Raw genomic sequence first — 15,222 nt, 5'->3', positions numbered from 1 at the left:
CCGCTGTTTCCCGGTTGAGGCCGCGAAGCAGGGTATGACCGCGACGTAGGCGGCGGCACCGGCCGGCCCGCGCCGCCGCGGCGGGATCACGGCCCGCGTGCCCGGATCCCTGGGGGCGTCTTCTCGATGTCACCGGGAACCGGGGGTGCGGGCCGTTTCGCCGTCGTCAGGCACCGGTCGCGTGTTGGCTGCTGAAGGCGGCGACTGACCCCTTCACCCCACCTTTCGCCCCGTCCACCGATGTACGCGCGACGGAGTTCCTGCTGTACAGCAAGTACCTCCGGCAGTTCAGCGGCCCGCCGCGTAACCCTGCATGCCGCGGGGGTTGGCGCCCGCGCGCAGCACGCCGCTCTCGGGGTCGCGGGAGACGGCGGAGATGCGTCCCAGGGACCACGGACCGCCGTGGGTGACCCGGTGGCCCCTGCGCCGCAGCTCGGAGACGGCCGCCTCGCCGACACGGTCCTCGACCACGAGCTCCCCGGGTGCGATCTCGCGTGGAAAGAAGGATCCCGGGAACGCGTTGTTGTGGAACATCGGCGCGTCGATGGCCTCCTGGAGGTTCATGCCTCCGTGCAGCAGCCGGAGGAAGAAGGTGAGCGACCACTGGTCCTGCTGGTCGCCGCCGGGTGTACCGAGCGCCATCACCCCTTCGTCCCCGCGGGTGACGAGGGTCGGGGTGAGCGTGGTCCGCGGCCGCTTGCCGGGGGCGACCACCCCGGGAGAGCGGTCGTCCAGCCAGAACATCTGCCCGCGGGTCCCCAGGGCGAAGCCCAGCGCAGGGATGGTCGGCGAGCTGGCGAGCCATCCGCCGCTCGGGGTCGCCGCGACCATGTTGCCCTCCGAGTCGACGACGTCGAGGTGGCACGTATCGCCGCGCTGGTCTCCGGTCCGGTCCACGGTCGGCTCTCCGCTGGCCCGGTCGGTGCCGGGCGTCTGCCCCGCCAGCCACAGCGGCGGAATGAAGGGCTCGCGCCCGTCAGGGGAGCCAGGGCGCAGCTCCAGTGACGCCTCCGCCGCGACCAACCGGGCTCGCTCCTCCGCGTAGGCCCGGCTGAGCAGGATGTCCAGCGGAACGTCGGCGAACAGGGGATCGGCGTAGTGGGCGTCGCGGTCGGCGAAGGACAGCTTTGCCGCCTCGGTGACCAGGTGGACGAACTCGGGTGAGAGGACGCCGGGCCCCTCCGCACCGCCCAGCCCGAGTGCCTCGGCCAGGCGCAGCTGCTGAAGGAAGACCGGCCCTTGGCCCCAGGCGCCGGTCTTGTGCACGGTCAGCCCCCCGTAGTCGACGCTGACCGTGTCCTCGTAGGATGCACTCCACCCGGCCAGGTCGTCCCCGGTGAGCAGGGCACGGTGGTAGCGGCCGTCGCCCGAGGCCACGGGTTCGGCGAGGAAATCCATGATCGCCTCGGCCACGAACCCTTCCCGCCAGATCCGCCGAGCAGCGTCGAACTGGAGGTCCCTGCGGCTGCCGACGGTCTCTGCCTCGTTGAGGATCCGCTCGTAGGTGTCCGCCAGGGCCGGGTTGCGGTGGAAGGAGTCGGCGGCGGGAACGTCCCCGCCCTTGAGCCACAGCTCCGCCGAGGTCGGCCAGAGCTGGGTGAAGACCTGCTGCACCGAAGCGATCTTGTCGACGATCTGCGGCATGAGGGGGTAGCCGCGGCCTGCGTAGCCGATGGCTGGCTCCAACAGGCTGCGCAAGGACATGCGGCCGCGATCCCGTGCCAGCAGCAGCCAGGTGTCGAAGGCACCCGGGACCATCGCGGGCAGCACGCCGCTGCCGGGGATCCGGTCCATACCCTCGAATGCCTCGGGTACCGCCGCGGCCGGGGCGGGCCCCTGACCGCAGAGCACGGTGGCGCGTTCCCCGGCTGCCTTGAAGACGACCGGGGCCTCGCCGCCGGGCCCGTTCAGATGGGGTTCGACCACCTGCAGGGTGAAACCCATCGCGGCTGCCGCGTCGAAGGCGTTCCCCCCGCGTTCCAAAGCCGCCATTCCCACACCGCTGGCGATCCAGTGCGTGGAAGCGGCCATTCCGAAGTTTCCACGCAACTCAGGCCGGGTGGTGAACTCGCGCATGTTGTCCAAGACTCCTACCAGTGGGGACGGGTTGGTCCGCCGGATATCGGCGCACCAGGAACTACTAGTCGTAACTCAATAGTGACCCACAAACTCTGGATACTGTATATGGTCGCATTTGCCTGAAGAAAGCCCCAACCAGGGAAGGCGATCCCCTTCCCAGAGCGGAGGTGTTCTCCGTTGCGCCAGCACCCCACACAACACCGGCGGACGGGGCCGTTCCCGAAGCGGCGACGGGGTGTGCCGCCCACCGTTCCCGGCTGCGCCGCGGTCGCCGCCGCCCTGCTGTTCAGCGGGTGCACACCCTTGGTCAACCCCGAAGAGATCGCCGCCGAGGACCGCGGCGTCGTGGAGGGGCAGCTGGTTGAAGGAGGCGATCTGGTCATCGGCCTGGACCAGGAACCCGACGCGCTCGACCCGACACTGGCCACGACCCTGGTCGGCCGCCACATCTTCGACGCCATGTGCGAGAAGCTCTACGACGTCGACGGAGACCTGGACCTGGTCCCCCAACTGGCCGACGGAGAGCCGGAGACCTCCGAGGACGGGCTCCAGGTCACCATCCCCCTGCGCGCGGACGGGGTCCTGTTCAACGACGGCACTCCCTTCGACGCCGACGCCGTCAAGCAGAGCCTGGACCGGCACCGCGAACTCCCGGGCTCTGTACGGGCCACCGAACTCGAATCCGTGGAAGCCGTCGAGGCCACCGACGACTCCACCGTGGTGCTGCGCCTGTCGCGCCCGGACCCCGCGCTGCCGGCCACGCTCGCGGACCGGGCCGGCATGGTGATGTCGCCAGCGGCCATGGACGAGCTCGGTGAGGACTTCGCCCAGGCCCCCGAGTGCGTGGGGCCCTTCGGCTACGTCGAACGCGTCGCCCAGGACCGCGTCGTTCTGGAGAGGAGTGAGCACTACTACGACTCCGAGAACGTGCTGCTGGACCGGCTGATCTACCGCGCCATCCCGGACGGCACCATCCGGCTGGCCAACCTGCGCTCCGGGCAGCTCGACGTCATCCAGGAGGTCGATCCGCACGAGGTCGCCCAGGTCGAGGAGGAGGACGGGCTGCACCTGCTCAGCCAGCCCTCCCTCCAGTACATGGGCCTCACCGTGAACGTGCTCAACGCCGACGGGGTCGGCAACGACCCGCGGCAGTTCGACGGACCGCTGGCCGAGCACCCTGAGCTGCGCGAGGCCCTGTCCCTGGCCCTCAACCGGGAGGCCATCAACGAGGTCGTCTTCAACAGCGTCTACCAACCCGCCTGCGGACCCATCCCACCGATCAGCGAGTTCGCGACGGAAGCCACCCTGGCCTGTCCCGACCACGACCCGGAACGAGCCGCCGAGCTGGTGGAGGAGAGCGGTGTGGACACCCCCGTGACGATGGAGATGATGATCCCCAACGACCCCACCAACGTGCTGCTGGGCGAGGTCATCCAGTCCATGGCCGGCGACGTCGGGTTCGACGTCCGGCTGCGGCCCACCGAGTTCGCCTCGTCCATCGCCACCGCGCAGGCGGGCGATTTCGAGTCCTACGTCCAGGGCTGGTCGGGGCGGGTCGACCCCGACGGCAACATCGGCCAGTTCCACTTGCAGGGCGGGGGCAACAACTACTCGGGCCACTTCACCGAGGAGACAGACGAACTGATCGTCGAAGCCGCCTCGGAGACGGACGACGAGCGCCGCACGGAGCTCTACGACGAGCTGGTCCCCCAGCTTCAGGAGACCAATTCCATCATCTACCTCTTCCGCAACCGCCTCTACAACGCCCACCACGACGGCGTCGCCGGGATCGAGCTCCGACCCGACGGCCTGATCCGCGCGGCCGAGGCCGGACACGTCCAGGGTCAGGGGTGAGGTATGGGACGCTATCTTCTGGGTCGGCTCTGGCAGTCGGCCGTCACACTCTTCCTGGTCTCCATCGCCGTGTTCGCGGGCGTACGGGCCATGCCCGGCGACCCGGCTATGCTGCTCGCCGGGGAGGATCCCAGCCCCGAAGCCGTGGAGGAGATCAGCAACCGTCTGGGGCTGGACCAGCCGCTACCGGTCCAGTACCTCATCTGGATCGGGCAGATGCTGCGCTTCGACTTCGGCGACTCGGTACGCACGGGCCTGCCGGTGTCCGAGGCCATCCTGACCCGGCTGCCCGTCACTCTGGAGCTGGCCTTCCTGAGCCTGCTGGTCGCGGCGACGATCGGCATCCTCACTGGTGTCGTCGCGGCGGTCTGGAAGGGTCGGCCCGCGGACTGGGCCGCCAACGCGTTCTCGCTGCTCGGTATGTCGGTACCGAACTTCTGGCTGGGCCTGATGGCGATCCTGCTGTTCGCCGTGGCCCTGGGCTGGCTGCCGGCGTCGGGATACGTGCCCCTGACCGATTCGGTCGGCGGCAACCTGGCCAGCATGCTCATGCCTGCGGTGGTGCTCGGCACCGGGCTGGCGGCGGTGGTCACCCGGCAGACCAGGTCGTCCATGATCGAAGTGCTCGGGTCGGACTACATCCGCACGGCCCGCGCCAAAGGGCTCGGGCCCGGCCGGGTCGTACTGGTGCACGGCCTGCGCAACAGCATGATCACCGTACTGACCATCCTGGGCATGCAGCTCGGGGCCCTGATCTCCGGTGCCGTGGTCACCGAACAGATCTTCGTGCTCGCGGGCTTCGGCAACCTGATGGTGGAAGCGGTCTTCACCCGTGACTTCCCCGTGGTGCAGGCGACCGTCATGGTCACCGCGATCGGCTACATCCTGGTGAACCTGCTCGTGGACCTGTGCTATTCGCTGATCGATCCCCGCATCCGCGTCCAGGGAGGCCGCCGGTGAGCGCCGAAACCACACAGAGCACCGGGGCGCCGGACCCCGCGACCACCCGGCGGTCGGTCTGGCACCGCCTGTGGCGCAACCCCGCGGGCATGGTCGGCCTGGTGCTGTCCGCGGCCTTCGTGGCCGTCGCACTCCTCGCCCCCGTGATCGCGCCCCAGGATCCGGCCGCCGTCGACTTCGACCGCATCCTGGCCCAGCCCGGCGCCGCCGATCCGATCGGCACCGACCAGCTCGGGCGCGACCAGGTGTCGCGCGTGATGTACGCCGTGCGCTCCTCGCTCCTGGTCGCAGCGGCGGCGGTCCTGCTCGCGCTGGTGATCGCCGCTCCCCTGGGGCTGCTCGCCGGGTACTACCGCCGCTACGTCGACCCGCTGATCTCCCGGCTCAACGACGCCGTGATGGCCTTCCCCTTCCTGGTACTGGCGGTGGGCCTGGCGGCGATCCTCGGACCCTCGCTGGTCAACGCGGCCATCGCCATCGGCGTCTCACAGATCCCCACCGTGCTCAGGGTGTTGCGCGGTGAGGCCATGCGGCTCGCGGAGGAGGACTTCGTGGACGGCGCGATCGCCGGAGGGGCCGGAGACTTCGCGGTACTGTTCCGGCACATCCTGCCCAACGCCGCCAACGCCCTGCTGGTCCAGATCAGTGTCGGGATCCCGGCCGCCGTCATCGGTGAGGCCATGCTCTCGTTCCTCGGTCTGGGCGTTCAGCCCCCCACCCCGTCGCTGGGCACGATGCTGTCCAGTTCGCAGGCCTATTTCGCGCAGGCCCCCTGGCTCGCCGTGTTCCCGGGGTTGGTGCTCGTCCTGCTCACCCTGGGTTTCAACCTGCTCGGCGACGGCCTGCGTGACGCACTCGACCCGAAGGGAAGGCGCCGATGACCGCCATCCGCCACGACGGCGCGGAGCCGGACACGGAGCCGGTACTGCGCGCTTCGGACCTCACCGTCGACCTGCCCGGCGAGGACCGCGACAGCCCGGTGCGTGCCGTGTCCGGTATCGATTTGCAGGTGCGCTCCGGTGAGGTGCTCGCGCTGGTCGGCGAGTCCGGTTCGGGCAAGAGCATGGGCACCATGGCGATGCTCGGCCTGGTCCCGCACGGTGCGTCCGTACAGGGATCGGCCCGGCTGCGCGGCCGGGAGCTGATCGGGCTGGGAGAGCGCGCCCTGCGCGGTGTACGCGGCAAGGAGGTCGCCTTCGTCTTCCAAGAGCCGATGACGTCGCTGAACCCGGTGTTCACGGTGGGTTGGCAGATCCGCGAGGTGCTGCGCCTGCACATGGGGCTCTCCCGGGCTGCCTCTCGCACCCGCGCCGCCGAGCTGCTCGAACTGGTCGGGCTGGACGACCCCGAGCGCCGTCTGGGCAGCTATCCGCACCAGCTCTCCGGTGGCCAGCGCCAACGGGTGATGATCGCTATGGCGCTCGCCTGCGACCCCGGGCTGCTCATCGCCGACGAACCGACCACGGCGCTCGACGTCACCGTCCAGGCGGAGGTCCTGGAGCTGCTGCGCGATCTCCGACGGAGGCTCGGCACCGCGATCCTCCTCATCACCCACGACATGGGGGTCGTCGCCGACATCGCCGACCGCGTCGCGGTGCTGCACCGCGGTGAGGTCGTGGAGACCGGTGGCGTGCACCAGGTGCTCCGGGCCCCTGAGCACCCCTACACGCAGAAGCTGTTGGCGGCCGTCCCGCACCTGGGGTCGGCCCGTACCGCGACGGAGCGGGGGCGGGTGTCCGTGCGTGAACGGGCGTCCACGGAGGAGAGTGGAGCGGGCCCCGACGACCGGTCCGCGCCGGAGGAAGCTCAGGGGCAGCCGCCGGCCCCGGCGCTGGAGGTCCGCGACCTGAAGGTGGACTTCGGGTCCTTCAAGGCGGTGCGCGGGGTCTCGCTCACGGTCGGGGCCGACGAGATCGTGGGGCTGGTCGGGGAGTCGGGTTCAGGCAAGTCGACCCTTGGCAGGTGCGCCGCCGGTCTCACCCGTCCCACCTCCGGAACCGTCTCCGTGGGCGGCACGGACATCTCCGGGCTGTCCCGGCGTGCCATGCGGCCGCTGCGCAGGCGGATGCAGATGGTCTTCCAGGACCCGGCCTCGTCGCTCAACCCGCGGATGAGCATCGGCGACACCATCGCCGAACCGCTGCGCCGCTTCCGTGTCGCCCGCGGGGCGGATCTGCGCGGCCGCGTCGCCGACCTGCTCCGTGACGTGGCGCTCGACCCCGGCATGCGGGAGCGCTACCCCCATCAGCTGTCCGGCGGCCAGCGCCAGCGGGTCGCCTTGGCCAGGGCGCTCGCGCTCGGGCCCTCGCTGCTCATCGCGGACGAGCCCACCAGCGCCCTCGACGTGTCAGTCCAGTCCGAGGTGCTGGAGCTGCTCACCGGTCTTCAGCGGCGCCTGGGTTTCGCGTGCCTGTTCATCAGCCACGATCTGGCGGTGGTGGAACTGCTGGCCTCCCGGGTGGCGGTGATGCGCCGCGGGGAGATCGTCGAGCAGGGAGCGGCCCGGCAGGTGCTGTCCGCACCCGGGCACGAGTACACCCGGCAGCTCATCAGCGCCGCCCCGGTCCCCGACCCCGAAGTCCAGCGGAACCGTTCCGGTGTGCATTAGCCGGGTTCGGGGCGCCCGCGGACCGCTGCCCGCGGGCGCCCCGCCGTCACCTACTCGGAGCCGATGGATGCCCCGTAGACGTGCTCGACGGCGATCGTGAGGAGGAGCCGCCGTTCGGAGACCATGACGGACCTGTACTCTTCCCAGTCGGGGTGTTCCCCTGCGGCGGCGCGGTAGTAGGCGACGAGCGCCTCGACGGCGGGGTCGTGCGGATCGTTCCCGGGACCGGTGAGGGTGGCGGTGCCCTCTGCCGTGGCCCAGGACCAGCCGTCGCCGCTGGTGACGTTGAGCGCCGCACGCGGGTCGCGTCCGAGGTTGGCGGCCTTGACGAGCCCGGCGCGCGTCGAGACGAGGATGCGTTCCCCGGCCCGGTCGTAGAAGGGTGTCACCGGTGAGAGCTGGGGGCGGCCGTCCGGATGAAGGGTGGCGAGAATGCCCAGCTTCCGCTCGGCGAGCAGTTGCCGCGGGTCGAACGCTCCGGTAGTCATGCGTCCGAGGATAACGCCGACGGGTCGGCCCCACCATGGTCGCCTTGGACACGGGGGCTCGCCCCAGGCCCGCGCCTCCGCGAAGATCCGAAGTTCTGCGACCGGTCAGGTGTCCAGGAACGCACGGAGGTTCGCACAGGGTTTCCTCCGGCTGCTCCTCAGGCAGGAAGTGTCCGCAGTCGGTGATCGCCCGGCCGCGGACGTCATCGGCGTACCGCCCCGGCCGCCGCCGCGCCCGTCCAGGATCACGTAGTCGAGGGCCGCGTGGATGTCGCGCTCAATGTGCTGGGCGGAGAGTTTGAACCCGACGGGGATGCTTCCGGTGGCCTCCCGGGCCCGCTCGGCGACCTCCTGGAAGCCGGCGGGCGCGGTCAGGTCGGGGAAGCGGGCCGGTGACACGGCACTTTCCCCTTCGGGCAGTTCGCGTACCTCTGCGATGCGGCCCCGGATCTCGTGCCCGGGCGGGTGGCCGCCGGTCCCCGTCTTGGCGGTCTGGTCTCCCTTGAAGTGGAAGGCCTGGAGCGGGCGACCTTGTCCGTCGAGAAGCCGAACCCGGCCGAGGCCAGCTCGTAGAAGTAGCGGCCGTTGGCCGCCTGTTCCTCGGGGAGCATGCCGCCCTCGCCGGAGCAGATTCCCGTCGCCGCGTGGTCGGCGCCGGTGGCCAGGGCGGTCTTGGCCTCCTCTGGCAGGGCGCCGAAGCTCATATCGGAGACCAGGGGGTGTCCAGGCGCAGCGGACGCTCGGTGCCGGGGCCGACCACCACGTCGGTGCCGACCGGCTCCTCGTCCAGCAGCGGTGCGGCAGCCAGTTGGGCGGTGATTCGGCGTGCGGTAACGATTCCCGCCCTGACCGGGTAGAACACACCTCTCGACGCTTAGGGACGACCGCGCCCCGGCGCCGGGGCAGCCGCGGGGAAATTCGGGGCGCCGAACCCGTCAAGGCGGTTGACCGGGGCGGCCGGGGCACGAAGGATGATCTGCGGGACCACCGGGCACGGTCCGCCCGTGCCCGCCGACGGACGGGGGGCTGTCATGGCGGATGGGAACACCGGCGGGTCCGCGGCCCGTGCGGTACCCGACGGAGTGGGCTGCGCCGACCTGGTCGACGCCATGACCCGCGTGCACGGGCACCGCGCGCACGTCCTCGACCTCGTCAGCCCCACCCCGGAGCGGGTCCTGTTCGGCCCGGCGGCGACCGTGGCCTTCCTCCCCTACCGCGACGACTTCGACGCGGGGAACCGGCTGGGCTTCGCCGGGTGGTTCTACCGGGCCGTGGGTGAGGACCCCGCGGGAAGGGTCCTGGTGATGTCCAGCGGCGGCTACCCGGATGCCTCCCACGGAGGCGCCACGAAGCTGTCCCGGATCGCCAACAACGGACTGTCCGGGCTTCTCACCGACGGGCGGCTGCGCGATTTCGACGAGCTCGCCGGACAGCCCTTCGCCACCTGGTGCTCCGGGGAGGCCACCCGGTGGGGCGGTGACACCGTTGCGCCATACGGCGCCGCCGTCCCCGTGCAGGTGGGCGGTGCGACCGTCCGCCCCGGAGACTACGTCTTCGCCGACCGCTCCGGTGCCGTCGTCATCCCCGAGTCCTCCGTGGACCGGATCCTCGCCGATGCCGAGCGCATCCGGCGCACGGACCAGGAGTTCCTGCCGGTCATCAGGGACGAGGACCCCGAAGCGCTGCGCAGGGGCGAGCAGCGCAGTAGCGAACAGTGAACCGGTCAGACCGCGGGCGGTGCGGCCACGCTGCTCCGTTCGACGAGCTTGGGCGTGGTGGCCCTCCGGCTGGCGCCGTCCCGGGGTTCGGCGATGCGGCCCATGAGCAGGGCGGTCGGGCTTTGTGCGCATGCTGGAGTTCAAAGCCCTCCATGATCGGGACGTGAAGGCGGCCTGTACCGTTCTGGCGGCCGGGCGGGCCGACAGGGAAAACGCCTGCGGAGGGACCGTAAGACCAGCCGCCTGAGGTTGGCAGGACCCGGTGAAACAGGAACCGCGCGCGCCGTGAGGCGCGGGCACCGGCCCGCCCGTGCGGGCGGGCCGGAATCCCCGTCGTACACGGGGAGGACGTCAACCGCTTCGGTTCAGGGAACCGTCGGCAGCCAGACCCGCATGGCGGTCGGGCCGCGTTCCGCCCACTGGTGGTAGGGGGAAAGCACCACGTCGACGGGTTCACCCCTCCCCTCGGCGGGACCCGAGGCATAGGGCCACTGCGGGTCGGTGGCCGCCGAAGAGCGCACCGACCCGCGGGCGCGTACCCGTCCTCCGTGGTCGGCCGGTGGGACGGAGGGGTCGACCATCACCTCGTCCAAGTCGCTCACCCCGGACAGGTCCACCGACTCCGCGCAGAACACCAGCGGCCCCCGTTCCACCGCCACGCAGCCCCGTACGGCGTCGATTCTCGGATCAGGCCAGGTCACGCGGGGTTCCATGGGCAGGTGGAGCACGATCTCCTCGCCTCGGACCAGCTCGCGGTCCACCACCGCGAACCCGGGATCGACCGTTCGGCGCACTCCGGCCTCCTCGACCACCGCTCCCCGGGCCCAGGAGGGGACTCGCAGGCGAACGGTCACCGCGCCCGGCGGCGGATCCGTGATCCGGACGGTGACGGTCCCGTCGTCGGGGTAGTCCGTCCGGATGTCCACGCCGATGACCCGACCGTCGTCCAAAGGTGCGCGCAGACTCGCGTCGGCGTACTGGAGGATGCTGAGCCCTTCCAGTTCAACACTGGCCACACAGGTCTGCAGGGTGGCCAGGGTGCGGGCGAGGTTGGTGGGGCAGCAGGAGACGTCGAACCACGGGGAGCGGATGCCGCCCTCCGCCCTGGTGTAGAGGGCGTCCAGGTCCGTTCGGTCCGCGCTGACACGCTGGTGGAGCGGGTTGGCGTAGAAGAACTCCGTGCCGTCCTGGTTGGGGGAGGTCGCCACCACGTTGAAGAGGGTCCGCTCGATCAAATCGGCGTACCGGGCCTCACCGGTGGCCAAGTACAGCCGCCACGAGAGCATGACCGAGGCGATGCCGGCACAGCTCTCGCAGTAGGCGCGGTCGGCCGACAGCTCCCAGTCCTTTCCGAACCCCTCGTCCTGGTGGCGTGAGCCCATACCGCCGGTGATGTGGGTGCGCCGGGCCACCGTGTGCTCCCACTGCCTTTCCACGGCCTTGAGCAGTTCCCCGTCTGCCTGTTCGACGGCCACGTCCACCGCTCCGGCCGCGAGGTAGAGGGCGCGGACCGCGTGTCCGCGCAGGGTGTGCGCGTCCCGGATCGGTACGTCGTCCTGAAAGTAGGCGCTTCCCAACGGCACCCGGTCCCCGCGTAGCGTCCCGTGACCGCGCCGGTCCAGGAAGATCCGGGCCTGTTCGACGTAGCGTTCCTCCCCCAGGGCCCGGCCCAGTTCGGCCAGGCCGACCTCGATCTCGGGGTGGCCGCACAGGCCGTGGTTCCCGTCGGGGCCGAAGACCGCGCAGACGTGGTCGGCGGCCTTCCTCGCGATGTCGACGAGCTGGTCCCGGGGCCCGCGGGTGCGCACCCGGGCGACCGCCGCTTGGAGCAGGTGGCCGGTGCAGTAGAGCTCGTGGCCGTTCTCGAGGTCGCTGTAGCGGGCTTCTTGCCCACCGTGGCCGTAGCAGGTGTTGAGGTATCCGTCGGTGTCCTGGGCGTGCCCCACCTTCTCCGTGAGCCGTCGGAGGGAGGCGTCCAGTTCGGGGCGGCCGGTCCTGCCGTGCTCCCAGGCCAGGGCTTCCATGAGTTTGTAGACCTCGGAGTCGGTGAAACACCATCCGGGCCGGTCCGGACCGGTGGTGCGGTCGGCGACCCTGTCAAAGTTGCCGATCCAGCCCAACCGCTCCATCCACTCCTCGCAGTGCCGCAGGGTGTTGCGGGAGTTGGCGAGCTGCCGCGTCGCCCAGAAGCCCGAGTCGATGGTGATCTCGTCCAGACCCAGGGGGCGGTGACTGCCGCGGGAGGGGACTACGGGGCTTCCCCCCGCGGGTCCGGCAGAGATTGCTTGCTCTTGGGCGGTCACGCGTGTCTCCTGACGTTGCTGTTCGGTCGGCTGTGCCGACGGGTAGCGGCCGGGCGCGCTTCCTCTGCGCACCCGGTGGCTCATTTGACCGCTCCCGCGGTCACTCCGCCTGCCACGTACCGTTGCGCCACCACGAGCAGGACGGCCGCGGGGATGGAGGCGACCACGGCCGTGGCCATGATGGCGTTCCACTGTGTGGTGTTGTTGCCGATGTAGTTGTAGATCCCGAGGGTGATCGGGATGAGGTCCCCGTTCCGGTTGAGCGTGGAGGCGAAGATGAAGTCCGACCACGCCCACAGGAAGGCGAAGAGCGAGACGGTCAGGATGGAGTTCCGGCTGACCGGGAGCACGATGGAACGGAAGATGCGCCAGGTGCTGGCCCCGTCCACCTTCGCCGCCTGGATGATGTCCTTGGGGATCCCGGACATGAAGGCGGTGAACAGCATCACCGCGAAGGGGACGGCGATCGTCGAGTCGGCGACGATCAGGCCCCACACCGTGTTGAGCCAGCCCAGGCGGACGTAGATGGCGTAGAAGCCCATCGCCATGACCACGCTCGGGATCATCTGCGCCACCAGGAGCAGGAAACCGATCACGCCGGGCCCAGGCGGGGACAGCTTGGCGAGGGCGTACCCGGCGGGCAGGGAGACCAGCAGGGTGAGCAGTACGCAGCCCAGGCCGATGACCAGACTGGTGCCCAGATGGGGCAGCTGCTGCTCGAAGACCGCGGCGTAGCCGTCGAGTGTGGGGTCTCTGGGGTACCAGTGCGGCGGGTCCGCCCGCAGGTTCTCGGTCTGGGTGAGGGAGATGTTGAACATCCAGTACACGGGGAAGAGCATGATCCCCGTGAAGAGGACTCCCAGCGCGGTCTTCCACCACGCGCGCCGTGCGTTCACGCCCTCTCCTCCCGCCGCTGCAGGTACAGGTACACGAACCCGAAGACCAGGGCCATGACGATGAGCAGGTTGCCCACGGCCGCGGCTTGGGAGAAGTCGGGCTGCCCGGTACCGAAGGCCCTACGGTAGGACCAGATGGCCAGAGTGGTGGAGGAGTCGCCCGGGCCGCCGAGCGTCATGATCCAGATGACGTCGACCACCTTGAGCGTGTAGACCAGGCCAAGCAGCAGCGTGATGACTGAGACCGGGCGCAGCATCGGCACGGTAATGTGCCAGAACCGCTGCCAGGCGTTGGCCCCGTCGAGCTCAGCGGCCTCGTAGAGGTCCTCGGAGATGTTCTGCAGCCCGGCGTAGAGGATCACCAGGTTGAAGGGGATCCCGAGCCAGATGTTGGCGATGATGACCGAGACCAGCGCCCATTCGGGTGAGGTCAGCCAGTTGATCTGGCCGATACCGAACGTGCCGAGCACGGAGTTGACGAGGCCGTTGTCACTGTTGAGCATCCACGACCAGGTCGAGGCCGAGACGATCATGGGCAGGAGCCAGGGGATCAGGAAGGCGGCCCGCAACCCGGCGGAGAGCGGGAAGTGGGCCTTGAAGAAGACCGCCAGCGCCAGTCCGATCGTGTACTGGGCCGTGATCGAGACCAGCGTGAACAGGATCGTGTTCCACAGGGCCGGACCGAAGGTTCCCGAGGAGGCGATCTCGGCGAAATTGGCGAAACCGGCGAAGTCCGCCTCGCCCTGCACGAAGGCCCGGGGGGTGTAGTCGTGCAGGCTGAGGTCGAGGTTCCTGTAGAGCGGAAAGGCGTAGAAGGCCGCCAGGTAGGCGATCAGTGGTGAGATGAAGGCGATCGCGGCCCACCGCCGCCCGGGGAGTCTCCGCCGGGACCGTGGCGCACCCCGTTGGTCACGGGATAGGACGGACTCGGCGGAGGCTTGCTCCCCCTGGGACGGTGACCCGGTGCTGCGCAGCGTCGAACTCATGACGTGCTGTTCCTAAGGTCGGTCCGAGAGGTGGGTTAGTCGGTCTGGGCGGCCGCCTCTTCCTGAGCCTGCGCCAGCGCCTCCTCCGCGGTCATGGACCCGCTCAGGGTGTTCTGCACGGCGCTCCACAGGGCCTCTGAGATGAGCGGGTAGTCGGATCCGAGCTCGTCACCTGTGCGCCCCTTGGCGTTGCGGACGGCGTCCACCCAGGGTTCGAGCTCGCCGTCCTCGCTCAGAAGCGTCTCCTGTCCCTCAGTGGTGGACGGAACGTAGTAGGCGAAGGTGTTGGCGGTTTCCACCAGTCCCTCGGGCGTGGTCATGCACTCGACGATCTTCGTGGTGACCTCGTAGCGCTCCTCGTCGCCCTGGACCGGAACGGTGATGAACTCACCCCCGGTGGGGGTGGGCGCGATACCGCCGTCCTGTCCGGGCAACGTGATGACCCCTGTGGGGAAGTCGGCCCCGGCGGCACTGTCGACCTGCCAGGTGCCGTTCACGGCGAAGGCGAACTCACCGGTCACGAACTCCTCCCACACGGTGTTCTGGGAGTTGGTCAGCACGGAGTCGGGCGCGTACCCCTCGTCCAGCCAGCCCTGCCACAGCTCCAGTGCCTCGACCGCCTCGGGTGAGTCGAGATCGCGCAGATCCGCGCCGGCGCCCCAGAACCAGGGCAGGAACTGGAAGGATCCCTCCTCCGTGCCGATCCCGGCGAAGGTGATGCCGCGGTGGTCGGTGCCGGACACCTGTTCCAAGGCCGCGGTGAGGGACTCCCAGTCGGTGACCGACTCCGGGTCCACCCCGGCTTCGTCGAGTACGGCCTCGTTGTAGAAGATCGCGAGCGTGTTCGCACCGACCGGGATGCCGTAGGCCTCGCCGTCGATGACCCCCGCGGACAGGAGGTTGTCGTCGATCTCGGAGGTGTCGAGGCCGAACTCGTCCATGGTCGTGAGCATGTCCGTCTCGGCCAGGGTGGGCACCGCCGGGTTGTCCAGCAGGATGACGTCCGGGGACGAACCCTCCTGCGCGGCCAACAGCGCCTGGTTGGTCAGGTCCGTGGTGTCGTAGGCCGCGCGCTCGATGCTCACCCCTGCCTCCTCGCCGCACGAGTCCACCCGCTGGGCCCAGTCGGAGGCATCCTCGTGCTGGGGGTAGGGGTCCCACCAGACGTAGGTGTCGGCGTCGGCGGGCGCGTCACCGTCCGCCGACGAGCAGGAGGCGAGCAGGAGGACGGAAGCGGTGACAGCTCCCGCGCGGACTAGGTTCCGCCCGCGGTTGCCGTGCTGTTTCATCGTTACCTCTCAGGGGATTGCCGTCGTTCGCTGTTGCTGGG

13 protein-coding genes and 1 pseudogene are annotated in these 15,222 nt (G+C 69.9%); 5 read left to right on the top strand and 9 right to left on the bottom strand.

Annotated elements, in window-relative coordinates; genetic code table 11:
• Positions 1 to 288 precede the first annotated feature (288 nt).
• A complete protein-coding gene (locus ACYVD1_RS11745) occupies positions 289 to 2,076 on the bottom strand; it encodes a gamma-glutamyltransferase family protein (RefSeq protein ID WP_460771313.1) in 1,788 nt (595 codons plus the stop codon).
• A 240-nt stretch (positions 2,077 to 2,316) separates the two neighbouring features.
• Here ACYVD1_RS11745 and ACYVD1_RS11740 point away from each other — a divergent pair, with 240 nt between their 5' ends.
• The 4 genes from ACYVD1_RS11740 to ACYVD1_RS11725 are packed head-to-tail and all read left to right on the top strand — an operon-like array spanning position 2,317 to position 7,501.
• On the top strand, positions 2,317 to 3,933 hold the full coding sequence (locus ACYVD1_RS11740; protein ID WP_460771311.1) for an ABC transporter substrate-binding protein: 1,617 nt from the start codon (positions 2,317 to 2,319) through the stop codon (positions 3,931 to 3,933).
• Between the two features lie 3 nt (positions 3,934 to 3,936).
• Positions 3,937 to 4,893: an ABC transporter permease gene (locus ACYVD1_RS11735; protein ID WP_460771308.1), complete on the top strand. Its 957-nt coding sequence runs from the start codon at positions 3,937 to 3,939 to the stop codon at positions 4,891 to 4,893.
• Complete coding sequence (locus ACYVD1_RS11730; protein ID WP_460771304.1) at positions 4,890 to 5,774, top strand: ABC transporter permease; 885 nt, start codon at positions 4,890 to 4,892, stop codon at positions 5,772 to 5,774. The genes ACYVD1_RS11735 and ACYVD1_RS11730 overlap by 4 nt, the downstream gene beginning before the upstream one ends.
• Positions 5,771 to 7,501: an ABC transporter ATP-binding protein gene (locus tag ACYVD1_RS11725; RefSeq protein WP_460771301.1), complete on the top strand. Its 1,731-nt coding sequence runs from the start codon at positions 5,771 to 5,773 to the stop codon at positions 7,499 to 7,501. Before ACYVD1_RS11730 ends, ACYVD1_RS11725 begins: the two co-directional genes overlap by 4 nt.
• Positions 7,502 to 7,551: 50 nt before the next feature.
• Here ACYVD1_RS11725 and ACYVD1_RS11720 read toward each other — a convergent pair whose 3' ends face one another.
• The 4 genes and pseudogenes from ACYVD1_RS11720 to ACYVD1_RS11705 all read right to left on the bottom strand — a co-directional run bounded on the left by ACYVD1_RS11720 (position 7,552) and on the right by ACYVD1_RS11705 (position 8,851).
• Complete coding sequence (locus ACYVD1_RS11720; protein ID WP_460771298.1) at positions 7,552 to 7,989, bottom strand: PPOX class F420-dependent oxidoreductase; 438 nt, start codon at positions 7,987 to 7,989, stop codon at positions 7,552 to 7,554.
• A 105-nt stretch (positions 7,990 to 8,094) separates the two neighbouring features.
• Positions 8,095 to 8,619, bottom strand: coding sequence for a glutamate synthase-related protein (locus tag ACYVD1_RS11715; protein ID WP_460771405.1), 525 nt, complete (start codon positions 8,617 to 8,619; stop codon positions 8,095 to 8,097).
• A pseudogene (locus ACYVD1_RS11710) lies at positions 8,577 to 8,693 on the bottom strand (glutamate synthase-related protein); the annotation flags it as partial. The pseudogene ACYVD1_RS11710 and the gene ACYVD1_RS11715, both read right to left, overlap by 43 nt.
• Positions 8,690 to 8,851: a hypothetical protein gene (locus ACYVD1_RS11705; RefSeq protein WP_460771296.1), complete on the bottom strand. Its 162-nt coding sequence runs from the start codon at positions 8,849 to 8,851 to the stop codon at positions 8,690 to 8,692. The pseudogene ACYVD1_RS11710 and the gene ACYVD1_RS11705, both read right to left, overlap by 4 nt.
• 169 nt (positions 8,852 to 9,020) lie before the next feature.
• Here ACYVD1_RS11705 and ACYVD1_RS11700 point away from each other — a divergent pair, with 169 nt between their 5' ends.
• Positions 9,021 to 9,707, top strand: a complete 687-nt coding sequence (locus tag ACYVD1_RS11700; protein WP_460771294.1) for an RraA family protein — start codon at positions 9,021 to 9,023, stop codon at positions 9,705 to 9,707.
• A gap of 365 nt (positions 9,708 to 10,072) precedes the next feature.
• On the opposite strand, the gene ACYVD1_RS11695 is transcribed toward ACYVD1_RS11700, so the two are convergent.
• From ACYVD1_RS11695 to ACYVD1_RS11680, 4 genes are all read right to left on the bottom strand, one after another.
• Positions 10,073 to 12,010, bottom strand: a complete 1,938-nt coding sequence (locus tag ACYVD1_RS11695) for a glycoside hydrolase family 127 protein (RefSeq protein ID WP_460771292.1) — start codon at positions 12,008 to 12,010, stop codon at positions 10,073 to 10,075.
• A gap of 80 nt (positions 12,011 to 12,090) precedes the next feature.
• Entirely contained in the window at positions 12,091 to 12,906 is an 816-nt protein-coding gene (locus tag ACYVD1_RS11690; RefSeq protein ID WP_460771289.1) for a carbohydrate ABC transporter permease, read from the bottom strand.
• Positions 12,903 to 13,892 (bottom strand): carbohydrate ABC transporter permease, encoded by a 990-nt coding sequence (locus tag ACYVD1_RS11685; RefSeq protein ID WP_460771287.1) that lies wholly within the window; start codon positions 13,890 to 13,892, stop codon positions 12,903 to 12,905. The genes ACYVD1_RS11690 and ACYVD1_RS11685 overlap by 4 nt, the downstream gene beginning before the upstream one ends.
• Before the next feature lie 35 nt (positions 13,893 to 13,927).
• Entirely contained in the window at positions 13,928 to 15,181 is a 1,254-nt protein-coding gene (locus ACYVD1_RS11680; protein WP_460771285.1) for a sugar ABC transporter substrate-binding protein, read from the bottom strand.
• Between the last annotated feature and the right edge of the window lie 41 nt (positions 15,182 to 15,222).

The sequence above is a fragment of the Nocardiopsis nanhaiensis genome (assembly GCF_054778635.1).
This window is presented reverse-complemented; position numbering and strand designations above follow the sequence as displayed.